Here is a 17,434-nt window from a genome sequence, read left to right on the forward strand (position 1 = left end):
TCTCAGCGCTTGCGCAGGGTGCGGATACGGTCGTAGGCGGTGTTGAGCTGGCTGGCCTTCTTCTCGGCGCGGGCGCGCAACTCGGGGCTGGCGCTGGCGACCTTGTCGGGGTGGTACTGGGACATCAGCCGGCGATAGGCCAGTTCGATCTCGGCGTCGGTGGCGTCGCGGGTCAGGCCCAGCTCGCGGTAGGGATCCTCGCGCTGGGACAGCTTGAACCAGTCGGCGTCGAAGGCATGCCCGATCAGCAGCCCGATCAGGGCGCCCAGCACCGGCGTGGGCCGCAGCAGCAGGGCCCCGGCGATGGCGCCGAGCAGTTTTCCGTACCAGGGCATGGGGCGAGGGCGGGCGCGGCGTCAGGGCCGGCCATTTTACGGCACAGCGGGGCATTCCGGCCGTACACTACGCGGCCCGCCGTCCGCCGCGGGCCCGCCGGGTCCCGGGACGGTCGCCATTGCGAAGTCCGTAGGAGTGCCTGTGTCCACCACGCTGTTGCAATCCGATCTGCCTGGCCTGCCCTTGCGCCACCGCGGCAAAGTCCGCGACGTGTTCGATATCCCCCGCGAGCGCCTGCCGGCCGACGCGCCGCCCGGCGACTACCTGCTGATGGTCGCCACCGACCGCCTGTCCGCCTTCGACGTGGTGCTGCCGGACCCGATTCCCGGCAAGGGCGAGATGCTGTGCCAGGTCTCCAACTTCTGGTTCAAGAAGACCGAGCACCTGATGCCCAACCACCTCACCGGCATCGACGTGGCCGCGGTCCTGCCCGAGGGCGTGGACACCGCGCTGTACGCCAGGCGCGCGGTGGTGACCCGCAAGCTCAAGCCGGTGCCGGTGGAGGCCATCGCCCGCGGCTACCTCATCGGCAGCGGCTGGAAGGACTACCAGCGCACCGGCAAGGTCAGCGGCATCGAACTGCCCGACGGCCTGCGCCAGGCCGAGAAGCTGGCCGAACCGATCTTCACCCCCTCGACCAAGGCCGCCGTCGGCGACCACGACGAGAACATCGACTTCGATGCCATGGTCAAGACCGTGGGTGCGGAACTGGCCGAGCGCGTGCGCGACGCGACCCTGCGCATCTACCGCTTCGCCGCCGACTTCGCCGCCGAGCGCGGCATCCTGCTGGCCGACACCAAGTTCGAGTTCGGCACCGACGCCGACGGCCGCCTGTACATCATGGACGAGATGCTGACCCCGGACTCCTCGCGTTACTGGCCGGCCGACCAGTACGAAGTCGGGACCAGCCCGCCGAGCTACGACAAGCAGTTCGTGCGCGACTACCTGGAGACGCTGGACTGGGGCAAGACCGCGCCGGGTCCGCACCTGCCGCAGGACGTGATCGACCGCACCCGCGCCAAGTACGCCGAGGCGCTGCAGCGGTTGGCGGGGATTTCGGTCGACTGAGTGAGGTCGTGCGCCTGGATGCGCCGGCGCGTGAGGGTGGTCGCGGAAGGCGGCCGCCTTGCGGTCAGTGAGGTAATCGCTTCCGCTTCACGAGCAGACTGGCATGGATGTTCCTCGCGAACGAGCTGTGATCCGTCGCGATGTGCTGGTGTTTAATAGCGGGTTGCTCGGGCTACTTTCCGCCCTTGCATTGTGAGTTGTAGCAATGGCGGCAATACCCTGCCCCGGCTTCACGACATGATGATCCTGGTGAACTAAACTCACCCGCCCGCAGGGCGATTGCCCGCCCGACCCGATCAGGAAGATCCGTTGGCTACCGCACGCCCCATTCTGATGTCCCTGGCATTGGCCGCGGCCCTGGTCGCGTGCAAGGCGCAACCGGCTGGCTCCAAGGTCGCTGCGGCGGCTGGCGCGCCCGCGCAGACCGCACCTGCCGCAGCCGCCCCGCGTTGCCAGGACGCCGATTTCGATGCCTTCCTCAAGCGCTTCAGCGCCGACATCGCGGTCCAGGAAAAGGCCACCGCGAACCCGTTGACGATGATCCACATCGACCCGGACGCGCAGCCGGAACCGGCGCCGGTGACCCGCAACGTGCCCCTGGCCGAGGTCGAATGGCCGGTGATCCCGAACCTGGAGGCGGCCCGCAAGGGTGGACGCGAGGTCATGGTGACGCAGAACGCCGAGGGCCGGCAGATCATGGTGCGCACTCCCGATACCGGCGACCAGCAGGTCTACCAGTTCGCGCAGAAGCCGTGCTGGACGCTGGTTCGCGTGGACGATCAAGTACTTTAACTGCCGCTTTCCAACAGCTCCGCGCAAGTCCCACTCAGCCTCAACCTCCTTCACTATGCTGTATCTCGCCCACGCTACATTTCCGCAACCCTGCTCGCATGTGAGGTAAAGATGCGCTTGTCCCGTCCTTTCCGCCACTCCGGCAACCGCGTTGTGTGGCCTGCTATTTCGGTGATGCTGCTCGCGCTGAGCGCATGCAGCAACGGCCAGTCTGCCGCCCCTGCCGCTGTGTCCGCGAGCGACCCTGCGCCGGCCAAGCAAGCGGCTCACGCCACGCCCGCAACTGTAGAAGCCACGCCAAGCGACGCAGTACAGCAACTGGTGCAGTCCAGTGGTGTCCAGTGCGAAGACAGCAAGACGGTACGCAACTGTACGGCCGGCAATCTCGACGCGGGCGACTACTACGACGTCGAATTGACGGCAGACTGCGGCGAGCATGGATTCTTCGCAGGCGTTGCAGACACCAAGGGCGCGCCAGCACTGAATGCCGTACCAACGACGGGCAGCCATGCCACACCGCGGGCCACCCTCTCGCAAGGCCAGCTCGTCTGCGTCCAGGGCATCGCCCGCGCCGGCCAAAACCCAATGTACTACTACGTCGTCGCGGTTCCTGCGGAAAGCGTGGCGAAGTGCAAGGGCAATGCACTATGCAAGCAGTATGGGGATCGTCCAATCAAGTGGACCTCCCCCGCAAACGGCGCCGCCTGCCATGCCGCTGCGCCGGGCCACTATGCAGGTAACTGCGCGCAAGGCTGGGTCAGCGCCAGCGCGCTGGACGTGTTTTCAGACGGAATGTAGCAACTGCTTCCACAAGCCTCGCGCTTGTCCAATCGCAAGGAGAGCAATGTATGTCGGACCCCAAAATCACTCGACTCGTCAGCAGCGTCGGCACCACGCGCACGGTAGAGATGGACGATGGAAGTACCGTCAGCCGATCAGGCGGATCGGTGTCGTGGCGCAACAACAATCCTGGCAACCTCAAGTTCGAGTTCGCTGGCAGTGCGGACAAAACAGTCAACAACCCGCGTACGCGCGAAGAGGCGTTGCAGTCGGCACAGGACCGTTATCGTGGTGTCGTTGGTCTCGACCAGTGGGGTAATGCGGTTTTCGAAAGCTACGAAGCAGGTCGCGCCGCCAAGATCCAGCTGCTGGAGCGACGCTTCGGCAACGACACGGTCGAACAGATGCTGCCGCGCTACTCGAAGGCCGATTACAGTGGCACCACGCATCATCGCGAACAGGCCGCCACCATTTTCGCGGAGGGCGACCGCCAAGGCGTGGACCTGCGTAATAAAACGGTTGCGCAGATGAGCGAGCGCGAGCGCGAAGCGCTGGCCGACGGCATCAGGCGCTTTGAGGGTTGGCGAGCGGGCGAGGTCACGGTCCAAACACCCGCTCAGACCACGGCACAGACCGTGGCGCAACCGACGTCCCCAGCTACGCCCACTGCATCGAGTCCTGTCCCCGCGACATCCGATAGACCTAGCGCGGCGGTCTACAACGAGGCGTACCAGCACTTCTTCAACGAGGGCCGACGCTACGAGTACGGTCGTCCGGACCACCCCAGGCCGGGGCGCGACAGCAGCCGCCTTGAGCGCGATGGTGATGGCGACGGTCGCCTTGGCGTGGATTGTTCCGCCTTCGTATGGCGCGGCCTCAAGAACGCCGGCTACGACGTGCCGGGCGAGAATGCCGCAGGATTTACCACCGCCAAGCTCTTCAATGGCTCACAGGTCACGCCTTATGCGCGTGAGCATTTCGATGTCACCTCGGCAGCGGAGGCACGCAAACCCAATGGCTCGTTGCACCAGGGCGATCTGCTGCTGTTTTCGTCGCCAAACGGGCAACACATCGGCATCTTCAAGGGATATGACAAGGCAGGAAACATTCAGTTCATCGGCTCGCAGGGCAGTACCGGGCCGGCGGAGGTCACGATTCGCCCAGGTGGCTACTGGGATGGAGGCAGCACCCGCATCGTGGGCGCGCTAACCCCGAAGCCGGAATTCCAGGTTCGCGCTCCACTGCATGGCAATGGCGAAGTTCCTGCGCGGCAGGCATCCGCCACACCCTCAGAAGCACACGGCGCCAAGAGTGCGGCCATGGCCGATGGCCTGCTCAAGCAGGGCGAACGCGGCAATGAAGTCGAAGCGCTGCAGCGTCAGCTCAACCGTATCGGCGTGCGCGATGCGCAAGGCAAGGCGTTGGCCGAGGACGGACGCTTCGGCGAGCATACCCGCGAGGCGGTTCTTGCCTTCCAGAAACAACGCGGCCTCACCCAGGACGGCATCGTCGGCGGCGACACCCGTGCCGGGCTGGCGGCTGCCGAGCAGGCCCAGGCCAAGCCGGCGAAAGGTCCGCAGCTGGGCGAGCCGGGGCATCCGGATACGCCGCTGTACGACAAGATGCGCACGGAGGCCGATCGCGGCGCCGAGAAGGCCAACCCGCCGCACGCCAAGCTCTCGAACGAGGCGGTGGCCAACCTGACCCTGCAGGCCAAGCAGGCCGGGATCGACAGTCCCGACAAGCTGAAGGAGGTCAATGTGGCCAACGACAAGGCCTTCGTCGCCGGGACCACGCCGGGCTTCCGTGCGGTGGTGGATCTGCAACAGCCGGCACCGCCGCTGGAGCAGACCAGCGCGCAGTTGGCCCGCCAGTCCGCGCAGCAGCAGGAAACGGTGCAGCGCGAGCAGCAGCAGGAGACGAACAGGAGCATGGCGCGCGCCTGAGCCGCCAAGCCGTGGCGGGGCGGTCGTGCCGACAGCGCGATCGCCCCTGATCGGCGACGCCGCCGCTTGCGTGCGGTGATCGGTCACGCGGTGTCCGACGCATTCCAGGCGCGGTCGTCGAAACTGAAAAAGCCTCCCTCATCCCCTGCCTCCGGCTCGATCGAGCCGGCTGCAAGTTGCACCTGTAGGAGCGGCTTCAGCCGCGATGGGGCGTCCCCGGTGAGGCCCGTCGCGGCTGAAGCCGCTCCTTGTATCTGGACATGTCGCCCCTAGACAGGCGTCATGTCTTCCGACTGATCATCGGAGGAGGTGTGGGAGGTCCAGTCGCTCCTAAAGCTTCGAGCTTGCATCGTAGATCGGCTCCGCCCTCCACATGCTGGCCCTTGTGTGTCCGAACGGTATCCAGAGTCCGCCCCCGGGCGTGAACTCGCATCGACAAGGCAGGACCGGGCTCAGCGCCGATCATGACCCTGACACGATGGAGGAATCGCGTATGTCTCCCGTCATCGGCATCGACGTCGCTAAACGCAGTTTCGATGTGGCCATCGATCTGACCAATGGCAAGCACCGTACCAAGGCCAAGTTGTCCAACGATGCCAAGGGTTTCCAGGCCCTGCAGGCATGGCTGCAGACGCATGCGCAGCCCGATAGCTGGATCGCCATGGAGGCCACCGGCACCTACCACCAGGCGCTGGCCGAGTTCCTCCACGCACGCGGCTATCGGGTGTGCGTGCTCAACCCGGCGCAGACGGCCGCGTACGCACGCAGCCAGCTCAGCCGGGTCAAGACCGATCGCAGCGATGCCAAGCTGATCGCCAGTTATGCCTTGCGTCACCGCGAGCAGTTACGCCGTTGGTCCCCTGATCCGCCGGCGCTCAAGCAGCTCAAAGCGCTGGTGCGCCGGCGCCAGGATCTGCAACAGATGCTGCAGATGGAGCGCAACCGGCTGGACGTCGCTCCGGCTCAGGTGAAGGACTCGATCCAGGTCCATCTGGCCGATCTGCAACACCACATCGCCCAGATCGAGCAGGCCATCGATGACCACATCGACCAGGATCCGACCTTGCGTGGGCAGCGCGAGCTGCTGGTGAGCATCCAGGGGATTGCCGACACCAGCGCGGCCTTGATGCTGGCCGAGCTTGGCGATGTGAGGCGCTTCGCCGATGCCGCGGCGGTGACCGCCTTCGCGGGCCTGAATCCGTGCCTGCAGCAGTCGGGCGACCGCAAAGGCCACGTCTGCATCTCGCGCACCGGCTCGCCCCGCCTGCGCGCGGGCCTGTTCATGCCGGCCCTGGTGGCCATGACCCACAACCCGATCATCCGCACGCTGAAACAGCGGCTGAGCGAACGCGGCAAAGCCGGCAAGCAGATCGTGTGCGCCGCCATGCGCAAGCTCCTGCATCTGGCCTACGGGGTTCTCAAATCGGGCACCGCGTTCGATCCGAAAAGGGGCCTTGCCTGCTAGGGGGTAAGACGGTATCTACGGGATGCTTCCCGAAGGTTTAGAAGCCCGACACGCCGCGTGGTGTCTCCGCATCGCGCCGGCGATGGCGCTATGCTGGGCCGGTTCCTGGGAGGGAAGATGGATACCACCGCCTACGCGCGCCCGATCGACCGGTATTTCGCCAGCTATTCCGACGATCACCGCAATGCCGCCAACCAGCGCATCCACGTGGTCGCGGTGCCGGCGATCCTGTGGTCGGTGGTGGCCCTGCTGTGGTGCATCCCGGTCGGCGGCACCTGGTTTCAGAGCGGGCTGTGGGCGGCGTTGGGCATGTTCGCGGCGTGGATGTACTACAACCGCCTGTCGCGCCCGCTGGGCTACGGCATGCTGGCGGCGTTCTTCTTCTGCGGCTGCCTGTGCCGGCTGCTGGAGGCGCACCTGGGCCTGCAGGGGCTGCTGTGGCTGGCGATCGGCGTGTTCGTGGTGGCCTGGATCGCGCAGTTCATCGGCCACGCGCTGGAAGGGCACCGGCCGAGTTTCCTCACCGACCTGACCTATCTGCTGATCGGCCCGGCCTGGGTGCTGGCCAAGCTGTACCGGCGCATGCACTGGCGCTACTGAGCGCGGCTGAGACCCTTACCGCGCCTTTTTCCGCACCCATCGCGGTCGCTGCGCGCCGCCCGCAGCAGGCTTGACTGTGCGCGCAACACGACATCAGCCCTGCTTCGCCGTCTCCGCGGTCTCCAGGCCCAACATCGCCGCATCCGGGGCGAAGACGCGCGGCGCGTAGCCGAAATCCTGCCGCGCCGGTTGCAGGTCGAACGCCAGGTCCTCGCGCATGCGCTGCAGCGCGGCGCGGTTCATGCCCTGCAGGCGGCCGCAGGCATGGGCCAGCGCCAGCGCCGACGCGAACAGTGCGTGCGGCAGGGTCAACAGCCGCGCCGGCGGCCGCAACACGGCCAGGACCCGCCGCACCATTTCGCGGTAGCTGAGCATCTCGCCACCCCCGAGCGCGTAGCTGCGTCCGTGCGTGGCCGGATGCGCCAGCACCGCCAGCGCCGCGTCGGCCAGGTCCTGCACGTGCACCGGCTGGCGCAGGCCAATCGCGCTGCGCGGCAGCACGAACCAGCCGGTGCGCCGCGCCAGCGCCGCGATCGCGCTGAGGGTGCGGTCGCGGCCAGCGCCGTAGACCAGGGTGGGCCGCAACACCGTCGCCGCCGCGCCGCGCTCGGCGGCGACTGAGAACACGATCGCTTCGGCCTCGCGCAGGCGCCGGGCGACATCGCGTTCGGCGGCATCCAGCGAGTCGCGCTTGACCTCCAGGCTGGTGGAGCCGAAGGCGACCACGCGCGCGGCGGCGACCGGCGCGCGCCGGTACCAGTCGGCGAAAGCGTCCAACGGCCCGCAACTGAACACCACCTCCGCCGCCACCGGCGGCGCCTGCAGCGCGCTCAGTTCGCCGGCATGCCAGTGCAGGCCGGGTTGCGGCGCACGCGCCTGCCGTGAGTAGGCATGCACGTCCCAGCCGTCGGCCAGCAAGCGGTGTAGCAGGCGCTCGCCGATCTGGCCGCTGCCACCGAACACCAGTGCGATGCGCGGCGACGCCACGGACGGAGGGGAAACGGATGCAGCGGCAAGCGAATCGGTCATCGGCACAGGATAGTGCGTGCGCCGCCATTTGCGGCCGCCACTGCGCGGGATCGTTGCACTGCACCGCATGCCCACGGCTGGTGACGCATGGCAGGCGATTGGCAGCACAGGCCTGCACAGCGCCGGCGATCGCCACGCTCACCGGCGAACTTGCCCGCGCATCACGCACCCTCGTCCGCATCAAGGTCGCACGCGCCTCTGCTGCCGAACGTGCCCACACGAGGCGCTGCCCGCACCGCACGCCAGCCGATAACGCGCAGCGCCGACGTCCAACATCGTCCGCCACGCATGCTCGCAAGCGCCTCACCCACCCGCGGCTACGCTGTCAGCATGACCGTGCACGCCTTCCGTTCCCGCGCCGGCCACCGCCGTGATGCGCCTGTTACACTCGGGCTCCTGCTCGCGAATCTCGTATTCCCTGCATGATCCCCGCCCTCGACATCCTGCTGGCCCTGCCGTTTCTGATGGCGGCGGCCGTAGTGGCCCTGCGCCACCGCTCGCGCGCCGCCCTGGCCTGGGCCGCGGCGCTGGCGCCGTTGGCGGGATTGGCGGTGCTGGGCGCGCTGACGCCCACCGTGCTCGAGGGCGGCATCGTCCGCGCCGACCACGCCTGGCTGCCGCAGATCGGCCTGCAGTTCTCGCTGCGCCTGGACGGGCTGGCCTGGATGTTCGCCGGCCTGGTCCTGGCGATCGGTGCGCTGGTGGTGATGTACGCGCACTACTACCTCAGCGCGCGCGAGAACGCCGCGCGCTTCTACGCCTGCCTGCTGCTGTTCATGGGCGCGATGCTGGGCATGGTGATCGCCGGCAACCTGTTGCTGCTGATGGTGTTCTGGGAACTGACCAGCATCAGTTCGTTCCTGCTGATCGGCTTCTGGTCGCACCGGCAGGATGCGCGCGACGGCGCGCGCATGGCGCTGGTGATCACCGGCGGCGGCGGCCTGGCATTGCTGGGCGGCGTGCTGCTGCTGGGACGCATCGTCGGCAGCTACCAGCTCGACGCAGTGCTCGCCGCTGGCGATGTGATCCGCGCCAGCGCGCTGTATCCGTGGGCGCTGGGACTGATCCTGCTCGGCATCTTCACCAAGAGCGCGCAGTTCCCGTTCCATTTCTGGCTGCCGCACGCGATGGCCGCGCCCACCCCGGTATCGGCGTATCTGCATTCGGCGACGATGGTGAAGGCGGGCGTGTTCCTGCTGGCGCGGCTGCATCCGGCACTGGCCGGCAGCGACCTGTTCTTCTACACGGTCAGCGGCATCGGCGCGATCACCCTGCTCACCGGCGCCTGGTTCGCGATCTTCCAGCACGATCTCAAGGGTCTGCTGGCATATTCGACGATCTCGCACCTGGGCCTGATCACCATGCTGTTCGGGCTGTCCACACCGATGGCGGTGGTGGCCGGCGTGTTCCACATCCTCAACCATGCGGTGTTCAAGGCCTCGCTGTTCATGGCCGCCGGCATCATCGACCACGAGACCCACACCCGCGACATGCGCCGGCTCGGCAACCTGCGCCGCTGGATGCCGCTCACCAGCGCGCTGGCGATCACCGCCTCGCTGTCGATGGCCGGCATCCCGCTGCTCAACGGCTTCCTGTCCAAGGAGATGTTCTTCGCCGAAGCGCTGGGCGCCGACGGCCCGGCGGCGATGCGGGTGTTCACCGCGACTTCGGCGCTGCTGGCCGGCGTGTTCGGCGTGGCCTACAGCCTGCGCTTCGTCTATGAAACCTTCTTTGGCACGGGCCCGCGCGATCTGCAAACGATGCCGCACGAGCCGCCGCGCTGGATGAAGATTCCGGTGGAGATCCTGGTGCTGGTGTGCGTGGCGGTCGGCATCGTGCCGGCGCTGACCGTGGCGCCGGTGCTGCGCGCCGCCGCCGGCGCGATCCTCGGCGACGCCCTGCCCGACTACAGCCTGGCGGTGTGGCACGGCTGGAACGCGCCGCTGGCGATGAGCATCGCTGGCGTCGTCGGCGGCGTGGTGCTGTATTTCGGCCTGCGTCGGCTGACCGCGCTGTACACCGAGGTCAGTCGTTCGCTGGGCAAGCGCGTGTTCCACTGGCACGTGCAGACCCTGTTCGGCGTGTCCACGCGTTTTACCCGCCTGCTCGCCAACGGCCGCCTGCAGCGCAGCCTGCGCTGGCTGGTGCTGGCCGCGGTGGTCGTCGTGGCCGCGCCGCTGCTGCGGGCGCCGCCGCTGTGGCAGCAGTGGCCTGCGCCGCAGGGCATGCCGTTGCTGGGTTGGGGGCTGTGGCTGCTGATCCTCAGTTGCGCGCTGTCCACGCTGTTCCTGTACCGGCAGCGGCTGCTGGCGGTGCTGGTGCTGGGCGGCAGCGGGCTGGGCGTGAGCCTGGTGTTCGTGTTCCTGTCGGCGCCGGACCTGGCGCTGACCCAGTTGCTGGTGGAGATGGTGACCCTGGTGCTGATGCTGCTGGGCATGAACTACCTGCCCAAGGCCTCGCCGCCGGAGCCGCGGCGCTGGCGGCGCTGGCGCGATGCGGCCCTGGCGATCGTCGCCGGCGGCGGCATGGCGCTGCTGGCGTATTCGGTGATGACCCGGCCGGCGACGACCATGGCCGGCGAGCTGCTGCAGCGCGCGCTGCCCGAAGCCTACGGCCGCAACGTGGTCAACGTGATCCTGGTGGACTTCCGCGGCTTCGATACCTTCGGCGAGATCACCGTGTTCGGCATCGCCGCGCTGGTGGTGCACGCGCTGCTGCGGCGCGCGCGGATGGCACCGGAGAAGGTGATGCCGGGGCCGCCGATCAAGCTGCCGGTGCCAGCCGATCTGGCGCAGTTGATGTTCCCGCTGACCCTGACCGTGTCGATCTTCCTGTTCCTGCGCGGCCACAACGCGCCCGGCGGCGGCTTCATCGCCGGGCTGGTGCTGGCGGTGCCGCTGCTGATGCAGTACGTGATCCAGGGTGCGGCCTCGGTGGAGTCGCGCTTCGGCTTCGACTACATCCGCTGCATCGGCCTGGGCCTGCTGCTGGCCACGTTCGGCGGCATGGCCTCGATGCTATTCGGGGTGCCGTTCCTCACCAGTGGCCACCTGGATCTGCAAGTGCCGCTGATCGGCACGGTCCCGCTGGCCAGCGCGCTGATCTTCGATACCGGTGTATACCTGGTGGTGTTCGGCGGCACCATGCTGACCCTGTCGATGATGGGCACGATCAAGCCTTCGCGCACCCGCGATTCGCAGCGCGGGCAGATCGACCCGACGCGGCGGTCGGCCATCACCGGGGAGATGCCCTGATGGAACTGGCACTGGCGAGCGCGATCGGCGTGCTGACCGCAGTCGGCGTGTACCTGCTGCTGCGCGCGCGCAGCTTCGACGTGATCCTGGGCATGACCGTGCTGTCCTACGCCACCAACCTGCTGATCTTCGCCGGCGGCCGGCTGGTGCAGGGCAAGGCGCCGGTGCTGCGCGACGGCATCGCCCCGACCCTGGCCGAGCACGCCGATCCGCTGCCGCAGGCGCTGGTGCTGACCGCGATCGTGATCGCCTTCGCGATGACCGCGGTGAGCATCGTGCTGGCGATGCGCAGCCGCGGCGACAACCACAGCGACCACGTCGATGCGCGCCCGGACCCGGGCGACGGCGAAGGCGAGGCGCCATGACCCATCTGCTGATCCTGCCGATCCTGATCCCCTTGCTCGGCGCGGCGCTGTCGCTGTTCGCCGAGCATCGCCGCTACGGCCGCAAGATCCGCCGTGCGGTGGCCTGGACCGCGATGGCGGCGCTGGCCGCGGCGGTGCTGGCGTTGTGCGTGCAGGTGAGCGATGGCCAGGTCCACGCCTACCTGCTCGGCGACTGGCCCTCGCGGCTGGGCATCGTGCTGATGGCCGACCGCCTGTCGGCGTGGATGCTGGCGACCACCACCCTGCTCGCCGGCGCCTGCCTGCTGCACGCCTGCGCCGGCTGGGACCGACGCGCACCGCATTTCCATGCGCTGTTCCAGTTCCAGCTGGTCGGCCTCAACGGCGCGTTCCTGACCGGCGACGTGTTCAACCTGTTCGTGTTCTTCGAGGTGATGCTGATCGCCTCCTACGGCCTGCTGCTCAGCGGCGGGCGCGGCCTGCGCCTGCGCGTGGGCTTCCACTACGTGGTGTTCAACGTCACCTCCTCCACCGTGTTCCTGATCGCGCTGGGCCTGCTGTACGCGCTGCTCGGCTCGCTGAACATGGCCGAGCTGTCGCAGCGCGTGGCGCAGGCGCCGCCGCAGAACGTGGCGCTGATCAAGGCCGCGTTCGGCCTGTTGCTGCTGGTGTTCTGCGCCAAGGCCGCGCTGCTGCCGCTGTACCTGTGGCTGCCGGAGACCTATGCGCGCGCGCCGGCGGCGGTGGCGGCGCTGTTCGTGATCATGACCAAGGTCGGCCTGTACGCGGTGCTGCGGGTGAGCACGCTGATCCTCGGCAGCCAGGCGCAGGCGCTGGACGGCTACGGCCGCGACTGGCTGCTGTGGCTGGGCCTGGCGACGCTGCTGCTGGCCGCGCTGGGGGTGCTGGCGGCGGTGCGCCTGCGGGTGCTGATCGGCTACCTGGTGATCGTGTCGGCGGCGACGCTGTTCGTGGCCTTCGCGCTCGACGCACCGGGCACGCTCGGCGCCGGGCTGTATTACCTGGCGCACAGCAGCTTCGTCGCCGCGGCGCTGTTCATGATCGCCGACCTGATCCGGCGTCGCCGCGGCGGCGCCAGCGATCGCAAGGAGATCATTGCGCCGCTGCCGGGCAAGACCGTGCCCGGCGTGCTGTTCCTGATCGCGGCGATCTCGGTGGCCGGGCTGCCGCCGCTGTCCGGCTTCCTGGCCAAGGTGGCGATCCTCAGCGCGACGCCGGCCGGGCTGACCGCACCGGTGTGGGCCGCGGTGCTGCTCAGCAGCCTGATGGTGATCATGGGCCTGACCCGCGGCGGTGTGCGCCTGTTCTGGCGCGTGCCCGGCGACCAGGACACGGCCGAGCGCGGCACCGTGGAGTTGCCGCGCCCGGCGCCGCGCAAGGCGCCGGCACGGCCGCTGGAAACCGCCGCCACCGTGCTGCTGCTCGGCTACAGCGTGGCGATGACCGTGGCCGCCGGGCCGCTGCTGCGCTACAGCGAGGCCGCCGCCGCGCAACTGCTGCGCCCGGCCGACTACACCACCCAGTTGCGCGGCACCGCGCCGGTCCTGCGGGAGCCCTGACATGTCCGCCCGTCCCTGGTCGCGCCGCCTGTTCCCGTCCTGGCCGCTGAGCCTGACCGTCACCGCGTTCTGGCTGCTGATGAGCGACAGCTTCAGTCTCGGCCAGGTGCTGCTGGGCGCGGTGCTGGGCGTGGCCGTGCCGCTGTTCGCCGCGCGCCTGGACCGCGAGTTCGCGCGCATCGGCTCACTGCGCCCGGTGCCGAAGATGCTGTGCGTGGCGGCGTGGGACATCGTGCGCTCCAACGTGGTGGTGGCGCTGCAGGTGCTGGGCCCGGAGAAGCGCATCCACCCCGGCTTCATCTGGGTGCCGCTGGACATCGCCAACATCCACGGCATCGCCGCGCTGACCAGCATGATCACCCTGACCCCGGGCACGGTGTCGGCGGCGCTGTCGGACGACCGCAAGTACCTGCTGGTGCACGTGCTGCACCTGGACGATGCCGAGAGCGTGATCCGGCAGATCAAGACGCGCTACGAGGCGCCGTTGATGGAGATCTTCCCATGACCAGCCACATGTTCATCGAGACCACGATCGTCGTGTGCATGCACGTGGTGGCGCTGTCGATGCTGCTGGCGCTGTGGCGGCTGCTGCGCGGGCCGACCGTGCCCGATCGCATCCTGTCGCTGGACACGCTGTCGGTGACCGCGATCGCCGAACTGATGCTGTTCGGCATGTACCTGGATTCGCCGGTGTACTTCGAGGCGGCGCTGATCATCGCCATGCTCGGCTTCGGCAGCACCGTGGTGCTGAGCAAGTTCGTGCTGCGCCGGGACATCGTCGAATGATCGGCGTGCTGCAGGTGGGGCTGTCGCTGCTGCTGATCGTCGGCTGCTTCTTCATCCTGGTCGGCGCGCTGGGCCTGGTGAAGCTGTCGGACTTCTTCAAGCGCCTGCACGCGCCGACCAAGGCCAGCACCCTGGGCGTGGGCTGCGTGCTGCTGGCCTCGGTCGGCTACCACCTGTTCCTGGGCCAGGACCCGCAGCCGCGCGAACTGCTGATCACCGCGTTCCTGTTCATCACCGCGCCGATCAGCGCGCACATGATGGCCAAGGCGGCGCTGTCGCTGATGCTGGAACAGCGCCCGCAGGTGCCGGGCAGCGACCACGCCGAGCAGGAAGGGCTGCCGCCGCCGGAGCAACCGGAGCAGCGCTGAGCGCGCAGGTCTGCGTAGGAGCGGCTTTAGCCGCGACAGGCTTTACAGGGAACGCCCGTCGCGGCTGAAGCCGCTCCTACGAGCGAGGCCGGTGCGTACCGTGGGACCAGCCGCTTTTTCCAATCCCCAATCCCGACTCCCCACTCCCGGCCCTCAAGCCAGCAACGCCAGCTCCAGTCCCACCCACGCCAGGAACGCCACCAGCAACACCGCCCCCTCGCCGCGACTCAAACGCATGTCGCCGCGCAGCATCGGGTACAGCACCACCGCCAGCGCGATCGCCGCCGGCAATTCCAGGCGCACGAAGGACGCCGGCAACGGCAGCGGCCGCAGCGCCGCCATGCCGCCGATCACCACCAGCAGGTTGAACAGGCTCGAACCCAGCACGTGGCCGACCACCATGTCGCCCTGGCCACGGCGTGCGGCGGCCACCGCGGCGGCGGCTTCCGGCAGCGTGGTGCCGATCGCCACCGGCAGCAGACCGACCAGCAGCGGCGACAGGCCCCAGGCCGCGCCCAGCCGCGGCGCGTGTTCCACCACCAGGTTGGCGCCGGCGTTCAACAGCACGAGGGCGATCAGCAGGCGCAGCAGGTTGAGCACCAGCCCGGTACGGGTCACCGCGTAGCCGGACACGCCGAGCTGGCGTGCGGCCGGCTCGTGCCGCGCGCGCAGCAGCAGGAAGGCGACCACGCCGACGAAGGCCAGCAGCAGCGCCACGCCCTCGGTGCGCGAGATCGCGCCATCCAGGCCGAAACCGATCAGCGCCAGCGTCGCCAGGGTCAGCAGCACCAGTAGCGGCGGCAGCAGGCGCGTGCGCAGCAGCAGCGGCGCCGCCAGTGCGCCAAGCCCCAGGGTCAGGCCGAGATTGGCCAGGTTGCTGCCGACCGCGTTGCCCAGCGCCAGGTCCTGCGCGCCGGCGGCGTAGGCGCGCGCGTTGACCGCCAGTTCCGGCAGCGAGGTGCCGAAGGCCACCAGCAGCAAGCCGGCCACGAACGGCGAGGCGCCAAAGCGCTGCGCCAGGCCGGAGGCCGCCTTCACGATCGAGTCCCCGCCCAGCGCCAGGAACGCCAGCCCCAACACGACCCAGCCGATCGTACCCGCCATCGCCGACTCCCCACCCTCAAGAAGCGGCGATTCTATGCGCAGCGCCGATGACGCCGCCGTGGTCGTGCCGCCGCAGTGGTACGCGGCCGGCGTCCGGGCTGGGGCGCCGCCACGACCGCGCGTTCATGCCCGAGCGTGTCTGCTAGCGCCTGCCGCGCGCCCGAGCGCGCCCTCCCTCGCCGCCGCCACAGGAGCCGTCCCATGTCCCGTCCCGATCCCACGCCGCCGCGCCGGCGGCCCTGGCTGGCGCTGGCCGCCATCGCCGCGATCGCCGCGACGCTCGCCGCCGCCTTCGCCTGGAGCGCCGGCTGGCTCGGCGGCCCGCAGCGGCTGACCGCGCAACGCATGACCGACGCCATCGAAGCCGGCGGCCCGCCGCATCCGGGCTTCCGCCGTGCGCACAGCAAGGGCGTGTGCGTCAGCGGGCATTTCGAGGGCAACGGCCAGGGCAGCGCGCTGTCCTCGGCGCGGGTGTTCGCACAGGACTCGGTGCCGGTGCTCGGCCGCCTGTCGATCGGCGGCGGCGACCCGCACGGCGCCGACGGCGCCGCCCGCGTGCGCAGCATGGCCCTGCAGTTGCGCAGCGACGACGGCCAGGAATGGCGCACGGCGATGAACAGCTTCCCGTTCTTCGTGGTCGCCAGCCCCGAAGGCTTCATGGCGCAGACCCTGGCCGCGCGCCCGGACCCGGCCACCGGCAAGCCGGATCCGGCGAAGATGGCGGCGTTCCTGCAGCGTTACCCGGAGGCGAAGAAGTTCCAGGAGTGGGCCAAGACCGCACCGTGGTCGGACAGCTGGGCCAACACCCAGTACAACGGCGTCAACGCGTTCCGCTTCACCGCCGCCGACGGCAGCACGCATGCGGTGCGCTGGTCGATGCGCCCGCACACCCCGTTCGCGCCGCTGTCGGCCGAGCAACGCGCCAAGGCCGATGCCGACTTCCTCAGCGAAGACCTGCAGGCGCGGCTGGCGCACGGCCCGCTGCGCTGGGACCTGGTGCTGACCGTGGCCGCGCCCGGCGACCCGGTCGACGACCCCTCGCAACCGTGGCCGCAGGATCGCCAGCAGGTGGTCGCCGGCACCCTGGTGCTGGACCATGCCGAGCCGCAGGCCACCGGGCCGTGCCGCGACCTCAACTACGATCCGCTGATCCTGCCGCACGGCATCGCCGGCTCTGACGATCCGATCCTGGCCGCGCGCTCGGCGGTGTATTCGCAGTCCTTCAACCGCCGCGAGCGCGAGATCGCCCACGGCCAGGCGCCCGACGCCACCGGCCGCCCGTACGGAGGTGCGCAATGAACCGCGACGACCGCCCCGCGCACTTCAACCTGCTCGCGCGCGTGCTGCACTGGCTGATGGCGGCGATGATCCTGACCATGCTGTTCGTCGGCGTGGGCATGGTCGCCTCGGTGTCGCAGCGGCCCTGGCTGCTGAACCTGCACCGCCCGCTCGGCATCGCCATCGGGCTGCTGGTGCTGGTGCGCCTGGGCAACCGCCTGCTGCACCGGCCGCCGCCGCTGCCGGCCGACCTGCCGCGCTGGCAAAAGGCCGCCGCGCATGCCTCGCACTGGCTGCTGTACGCGCTGATGCTGGCGATGCCGCTGCTGGGCTGGTCGATGCTCTCGGCCGGCGGCTACCCGATCGTGCTGTGGCCGGGCGTGCAGTTACCGCCGATCGCCCCGCACAGCCCGGCGCTGTACGCCTGGCTGCGCAGCGCGCACGGTTGGCTGGCCTACCTGCTGTTCGCCACGGTGCTGATGCATCTTTGCGCGGCGCTGTTCCATGCCTGGGTGCGCCGCGACGGCGTGTTCTCGAGCATGGCGCGCGGCGCGGCGACGCCTGCAGCGCCGCGCGACAAGGCGTAGTCCACCCGACGGCACGCACGCGCGGTGCAGCGTTCGCACGCACCGCGCCCCACGCACCTCAATCGGCGAGGTGACCTCCTGCAGCCGAACGCGCGCCAAGGATTTGTGTCGCCCCCG

17 protein-coding genes are annotated in these 17,434 nt (G+C 69.1%); 14 read left to right on the forward strand and 3 right to left on the reverse strand.

Translation table 11 applies throughout. The features are described 5' to 3' along the window. Nucleotides 1-2 precede the first annotated feature (2 nt). The gene (locus AC1PK7_RS19850; protein WP_010341396.1) at nucleotides 3-335 is read right to left on the reverse strand and encodes a J domain-containing protein; all 333 of its coding nucleotides are present in this window, start codon (nucleotides 333-335) and stop codon (nucleotides 3-5) included. A 142-nt stretch (nucleotides 336-477) separates the two neighbouring features. On the opposite strand from AC1PK7_RS19850, the gene AC1PK7_RS19855 reads away from it, so the two are divergent. The 6 genes from AC1PK7_RS19855 (at nucleotide 478) to AC1PK7_RS19880 (ending at nucleotide 6,987) form a co-directional block, all read left to right on the forward strand. Further along, complete coding sequence (locus AC1PK7_RS19855) at nucleotides 478-1,404, forward strand: phosphoribosylaminoimidazolesuccinocarboxamide synthase (RefSeq protein WP_420008183.1); 927 nt, start codon at nucleotides 478-480, stop codon at nucleotides 1,402-1,404. Between the two features lie 333 nt (nucleotides 1,405-1,737). Continuing rightward, nucleotides 1,738-2,196: a hypothetical protein gene (locus AC1PK7_RS19860; protein ID WP_420008184.1), complete on the forward strand. Its 459-nt coding sequence runs from the start codon at nucleotides 1,738-1,740 to the stop codon at nucleotides 2,194-2,196. 117 nt (nucleotides 2,197-2,313) lie between these two features. Then, nucleotides 2,314-2,994, forward strand: coding sequence for a hypothetical protein (locus tag AC1PK7_RS19865; protein WP_481099247.1), 681 nt, complete (start codon nucleotides 2,314-2,316; stop codon nucleotides 2,992-2,994). 50 nt (nucleotides 2,995-3,044) lie between these two features. Then, on the forward strand, nucleotides 3,045-4,922 hold the full coding sequence (locus AC1PK7_RS19870; RefSeq protein ID WP_481099248.1) for a peptidoglycan-binding protein: 1,878 nt from the start codon (nucleotides 3,045-3,047) through the stop codon (nucleotides 4,920-4,922). Between the two features lie 493 nt (nucleotides 4,923-5,415). Next, nucleotides 5,416-6,387, forward strand: a complete 972-nt coding sequence (locus tag AC1PK7_RS19875; RefSeq protein ID WP_481099249.1) for an IS110 family RNA-guided transposase — start codon at nucleotides 5,416-5,418, stop codon at nucleotides 6,385-6,387. A 117-nt stretch (nucleotides 6,388-6,504) separates the two neighbouring features. Further along, nucleotides 6,505-6,987: an Mpo1 family 2-hydroxy fatty acid dioxygenase gene (locus AC1PK7_RS19880; RefSeq protein ID WP_152236627.1), complete on the forward strand. Its 483-nt coding sequence runs from the start codon at nucleotides 6,505-6,507 to the stop codon at nucleotides 6,985-6,987. 93 nt (nucleotides 6,988-7,080) lie between these two features. On the opposite strand, the gene AC1PK7_RS19885 is transcribed toward AC1PK7_RS19880, so the two are convergent. Continuing rightward, complete coding sequence (locus AC1PK7_RS19885; protein ID WP_481099250.1) at nucleotides 7,081-8,016, reverse strand: NAD-dependent epimerase/dehydratase family protein; 936 nt, start codon at nucleotides 8,014-8,016, stop codon at nucleotides 7,081-7,083. Nucleotides 8,017-8,438: 422 nt separating this feature from the next. Between AC1PK7_RS19885 and AC1PK7_RS19890 the strand changes: the two genes are divergently transcribed. Genes AC1PK7_RS19890 through AC1PK7_RS19915 form a run of 6 tightly spaced genes read left to right on the forward strand, consistent with a single transcriptional unit; the run spans nucleotide 8,439 to nucleotide 14,348 of the window. Further along, entirely contained in the window at nucleotides 8,439-11,270 is a 2,832-nt protein-coding gene (locus AC1PK7_RS19890) for a monovalent cation/H+ antiporter subunit A (protein WP_481099251.1), read from the forward strand. Beyond that, nucleotides 11,270-11,635 carry a Na+/H+ antiporter subunit C gene (locus AC1PK7_RS19895; protein ID WP_010341385.1) on the forward strand — a complete coding sequence of 122 codons (366 nt, stop codon included), beginning with the start codon at nucleotides 11,270-11,272 and terminating at the stop codon, nucleotides 11,633-11,635. Before AC1PK7_RS19890 ends, AC1PK7_RS19895 begins: the two co-directional genes overlap by 1 nt. Then, the gene (locus AC1PK7_RS19900; protein ID WP_481099252.1) at nucleotides 11,632-13,194 is read left to right on the forward strand and encodes a monovalent cation/H+ antiporter subunit D; all 1,563 of its coding nucleotides are present in this window, start codon (nucleotides 11,632-11,634) and stop codon (nucleotides 13,192-13,194) included. Before AC1PK7_RS19895 ends, AC1PK7_RS19900 begins: the two co-directional genes overlap by 4 nt. Before the next feature lies 1 nt (nucleotide 13,195). Further along, entirely contained in the window at nucleotides 13,196-13,699 is a 504-nt protein-coding gene (locus AC1PK7_RS19905; RefSeq protein ID WP_481099253.1) for a Na+/H+ antiporter subunit E, read from the forward strand. Beyond that, on the forward strand, nucleotides 13,696-13,980 hold the full coding sequence (locus AC1PK7_RS19910) for a K+/H+ antiporter subunit F (RefSeq protein WP_481099254.1): 285 nt from the start codon (nucleotides 13,696-13,698) through the stop codon (nucleotides 13,978-13,980). The genes AC1PK7_RS19905 and AC1PK7_RS19910 overlap by 4 nt, the downstream gene beginning before the upstream one ends. Further along, entirely contained in the window at nucleotides 13,977-14,348 is a 372-nt protein-coding gene (locus AC1PK7_RS19915; protein WP_481099255.1) for a Na+/H+ antiporter subunit G, read from the forward strand. The genes AC1PK7_RS19910 and AC1PK7_RS19915 overlap by 4 nt, the downstream gene beginning before the upstream one ends. 153 nt (nucleotides 14,349-14,501) lie before the next feature. Here the strand turns inward: AC1PK7_RS19915 and AC1PK7_RS19920 are convergent, their stop codons facing one another. Beyond that, nucleotides 14,502-15,452 (reverse strand): calcium/sodium antiporter, encoded by a 951-nt coding sequence (locus tag AC1PK7_RS19920; RefSeq protein WP_481099256.1) that lies wholly within the window; start codon nucleotides 15,450-15,452, stop codon nucleotides 14,502-14,504. 201 nt (nucleotides 15,453-15,653) lie between these two features. Between AC1PK7_RS19920 and AC1PK7_RS19925 the strand changes: the two genes are divergently transcribed. Both AC1PK7_RS19925 and AC1PK7_RS19930 read left to right on the forward strand, forming a co-directional pair. Next, complete coding sequence (locus AC1PK7_RS19925; protein ID WP_481099257.1) at nucleotides 15,654-16,751, forward strand: catalase family peroxidase; 1,098 nt, start codon at nucleotides 15,654-15,656, stop codon at nucleotides 16,749-16,751. Beyond that, nucleotides 16,748-17,317: a cytochrome b gene (locus AC1PK7_RS19930; RefSeq protein ID WP_481099258.1), complete on the forward strand. Its 570-nt coding sequence runs from the start codon at nucleotides 16,748-16,750 to the stop codon at nucleotides 17,315-17,317. Before AC1PK7_RS19925 ends, AC1PK7_RS19930 begins: the two co-directional genes overlap by 4 nt. Nucleotides 17,318-17,434: the final 117 nt, after the last annotated feature.

Source organism: Xanthomonas sp. NCPPB 3174 (genome assembly GCF_056725205.1).